This is a genomic window from Desulfurella sp., from assembly GCF_023256235.1.
Lineage (GTDB): Bacteria > Campylobacterota_A > Desulfurellia > Desulfurellales > Desulfurellaceae > Desulfurella.
The window spans coordinates 31,507-35,114 of sequence record NZ_JAGDWY010000058.1 but is presented as its reverse complement, the minus strand read 5'-3'; the positions used below and the strand labels follow the sequence as shown (position 1 = coordinate 35,114).

General features: G+C 31.4%; 4 protein-coding genes. 3 read left to right on the top strand and 1 reads right to left on the bottom strand.

From position 1 onward, the window contains the following. A partial coding sequence (locus Q0C22_RS05735) for a hypothetical protein (protein ID WP_291492691.1) occupies positions 1-492 on the bottom strand: 492 nt, incomplete at its 3' end. On the opposite strand from Q0C22_RS05735, the gene Q0C22_RS10455 reads away from it, so the two are divergent. The 3 genes from Q0C22_RS10455 to bamA form a co-directional block, all read left to right on the top strand. Then, entirely contained in the window at positions 482-796 is a 315-nt protein-coding gene (locus tag Q0C22_RS10455; RefSeq protein WP_367172115.1) for an ABC transporter permease, read from the top strand. The genes Q0C22_RS05735 and Q0C22_RS10455 overlap by 11 nt on opposite strands. Continuing rightward, positions 793-1,467 (top strand): ABC transporter ATP-binding protein, encoded by a 675-nt coding sequence (locus Q0C22_RS05730; RefSeq protein WP_291492689.1) that lies wholly within the window; start codon positions 793-795, stop codon positions 1,465-1,467. Before Q0C22_RS10455 ends, Q0C22_RS05730 begins: the two co-directional genes overlap by 4 nt. Next, the coding region (gene bamA, locus Q0C22_RS05725; RefSeq protein ID WP_291492687.1) for an outer membrane protein assembly factor BamA at positions 1,451-3,608 on the top strand (2,158 nt) is incomplete at its 3' end. The genes Q0C22_RS05730 and bamA, both read left to right, overlap by 17 nt.

Sequence of the window (3,608 nt, the reverse complement as noted above, 5' to 3'; positions counted from 1 at the left end):
TGCCGCATAGCGGCCTATTTTGTCGATTAAGTCAGAATAATAATCAATAAACTGCTCATCTACATAATATGATCTAATTCCATCTTTGCCATTTTTAAGAAGCTGGATATTATCGTAGGTTAGACGGTATTTTTTTGTGGCAAATATCGGAATTACTTCTTCGCATTCGGCATATTCCCTGATCTGTTTATATGCTTCTTTTGCCAATTGGATTTTTCCAAACCACTTTAGTATCTTCTCTCTTAGATCTGTTGGTTTATCAAATCTTCTTTTTGCGGCTTTGCACTCTACCAAAATGAGATACTTCCCAAACTTCCCACATGCATCAATTTGATTTGCTTGACCTGGCAACGCAATGTTAAACCTCGAATTAGCCCCGCCTTCCACATATTCACAGCCAAGTTCTCTCAAAAAGGTTTTCATCTCTTCCTGAAACTCTTGAGACTCATTATAGATTTCTTCATGATCTTGAGAGTCATTTATATTTTGCATTTACTCCCTTGTACTTTCAAATGTACTTATTAAAAGAATTTTTATAAAACAGGGTCTTATTCTTGGTGTTATAGGTACTGCTTTTGGGGATTTTTTAGGTTTGACGTTAGGTTATTTATTAAAACATTATAATATCGTAAGTCTTCCAAAGCAAGTTTACTATATAACAAAAATACCAGTTGATATAACGTTTACATATGTAGTTATAATTTCTATAGTATCTATTGGTTTGTGTACGCTTGCAAGTCTATATCCTGCATCAAAAGCATCCAAAATGAATATAATTGAGGTTTTAAGACAATGATAATCAGTGCTCATAACATAAAAAAATCTTTTAAAAGCGGAAAAACCAATACATTGGTTTTAAACAATGTAAATCTTGATGTTGAAGAAAGCAAGATGGTTGCTATTATGGGTGTTTCTGGATCAGGCAAATCAACATTGCTTCATATTCTTGGTTTACTTGATGAACCAGATGATGGTGAAGTATTGTTTTTTGGAGAAAAAGTGAATTTTTCTGATAAAAAAAAACTGGCAATTTTCAGAAATAGTTATATTGGTTTTGTTTTTCAGTTTTATTCTCTTATAAACGAGCTTACAGTGTTAGAAAATGTTTTGCTTCCCACGATGATTAATGGTATAATACAAAAAGATTATGCAAGAGAACTCTTATTGAGAGTTGGAATTAGTGAAGAACTTTTTGACAAACGGAGTTATAATTTGTCTGGTGGAGAAAAACAAAGGGTTGCTGTAGCTCGTGCTTTGGTAAATAAACCAAAGCTAATAATAGCTGATGAACCAACATCTAACATAGATGAAAATAATGCTATGCTTTTGATGACGCTTTTGCGAAATTTACAACAGTCGCTCAACACAACAGTAGTAATTTCCACACATAGCAAAAAAATTGCTAATTTTTGTGATATTACATATTTTTTATCAGAAGGGGTTTTAACCAATGAAAGTAATATTTAGCTCTTTGTTCATATTTTTTGTTTTGATAAACTTTGCATACGCGCAAAATATTGTTGAAATTAATGTAGAAGGCAATGTAAGAATAGATAAACCTACAATTCTAAGTGTTGTTAAAGAAAAAACCAATACACCGCTAAATTTGAAAGCTGTCAATGAAGATATTAAAAATATATACAATCTTGGTTTTTTTGAAACAGTTTCGGCCAGTATTAAAAAAGTTGCTAGTGGTGTTATTTTAACATTTGATGTAAAAGAAAAACCGGCAATTAGATTTGTAAAATTCGAAGGCAATAAAATGTTTAAGGATGAAGAATTATATAAAGTATGTAAAGTTAAAGAGTACCAGATTCTTAGCAAAAAAAATTTGCAAGAAAGTGTTGCGGCAATTGTTGGTTTTTATGCATCAAAAGGTATATATTTAACCAATGTTACATATAAGTTAGAACCTGTTCCGGGAAATCGCGTAGATGTCGTTTTTCAAATAAGAGAAGGAAAGAAAACATTTATACACAAAATTAATATTATTGGCAATCACCATATCAAAACAAGTGAGATTTTGGATGTAATGAAAAACCATGAAAAATATGGTCCTTACATATTAACATTTTTACCATGGTTTTATACTGGTAAATTATATCCGCAGGATCTTGAATCAGACATTCAATCAATCAGGGATCTATATCTATCAAAAGGATATGCTGATGTAAAAGTCAGCGGACCAACAGTAAATATAGAACCAGATACTGGTTACATTGATATAGATATTTCTATAGATGAAGGTTCAAAATATACGCTAAAAAGTCTTAAATTTGAACATATTGAACCATTTACTTTAAAAGAATTAGAAAAAATAGTGAAATTAAAAGTTAATAAAACATTTAATGGAATGCAATTAAGAAAAGATATTGAAAATCTAACAACAGCTTATGCAGACAAAGGTTATGCGTTCTGCGATATTAACCCAATAGTGACACTTGATAGACAAAATCATACAGTCGATGTTACATTTGATATAAATAAAGGTAATAAAGTTTATATTCACAGGATTGAAATAACTGGTAATGATAAAACATGGGACAATGTAATAAGAAGAGAAATTAGGTTAGATCAGGGTAGCTTATATTCAGAATCGAAAATAAAAGAATCAAGACAAAAAATCTATAATACAGATTATTTCGATGATGTTAAAATCAGCACAGAAAAGATTCCTGGTAAAGATGAAGTAAATATGAAAGTTAATGTAAAAGAAAAAATGACAGGTATGCTTTCACTTGGCGTTGGATATAGTTCGTACTACAAAGTAGGCGTTATGGGTTCTGTTACGCAAAGAAATTTATTTGGTTCTGGTATATATGGTAAACTTTATGCGAATCTTTCTGCCAACAGCCATTTGTTTGATGTAAGTTTTGTAAATCCATGGGTTGATAACAGGCCAATATCTGTAGGCTTGGATTTGTATAATATGATGTATTATGGCTGGGATTATGATCAGAAAACATATGGTTTTAAATTCACTGTTGCAAAAAGGTTTTACGATGATCAATTAAGTGTTGGTGCTTCTTATTCATTATCTCAAAATAAAATTAATATAACAGCAGGTACACCCAGTTATTATTTATTGCAAGAAGAAGGCACAACTACAGAAAGTACTATTACACCATTTATAAAATGGGATTCTCTTGATAATAATATATTTCCTACTAAAGGCACATTATTTTCATCAAGCTTAGGTTTGACTGGCTTTGGTGGAAACACAAGATATATTAAATGGGACAATACAGTTGAGTATTTTCATCCAATATTTTGGGATATGATAGGACATTTAAAAGGTAGTGTTGGTTTTGCAAAAGGTATAGGTGGCAAAGGAGTTCCTTTGCAGGATAGGTACTTTTTGGGTGGTATAGATAACTTAAGAGGCTTTGACTATGGCACAGTAAGCCCGACAGACCAATATGGAAACTATATAGGTGGTACAAGATATGCATATGCTCAAGCAGAGACAATTTTTCCCTTGATTGAATCGTTAAAATTGTATGGTGAAGCTTTTTTTGATATAGGTAATTCGTGGCTTTACTCTTACGATTTTGGAGATCTTAAAAAAGATGTGGGTGTCGGTATTAAATGGATATCGCCACTTGGGC

Excerpts from the sequence above, each read along its gene's own strand:
- Q0C22_RS05730 (WP_291492689.1), top strand. The coding sequence starts at position 793 with ATGATAATCAGTGCTCATAACATAAAAAAATCTTTTAAAAGCGGAAAA.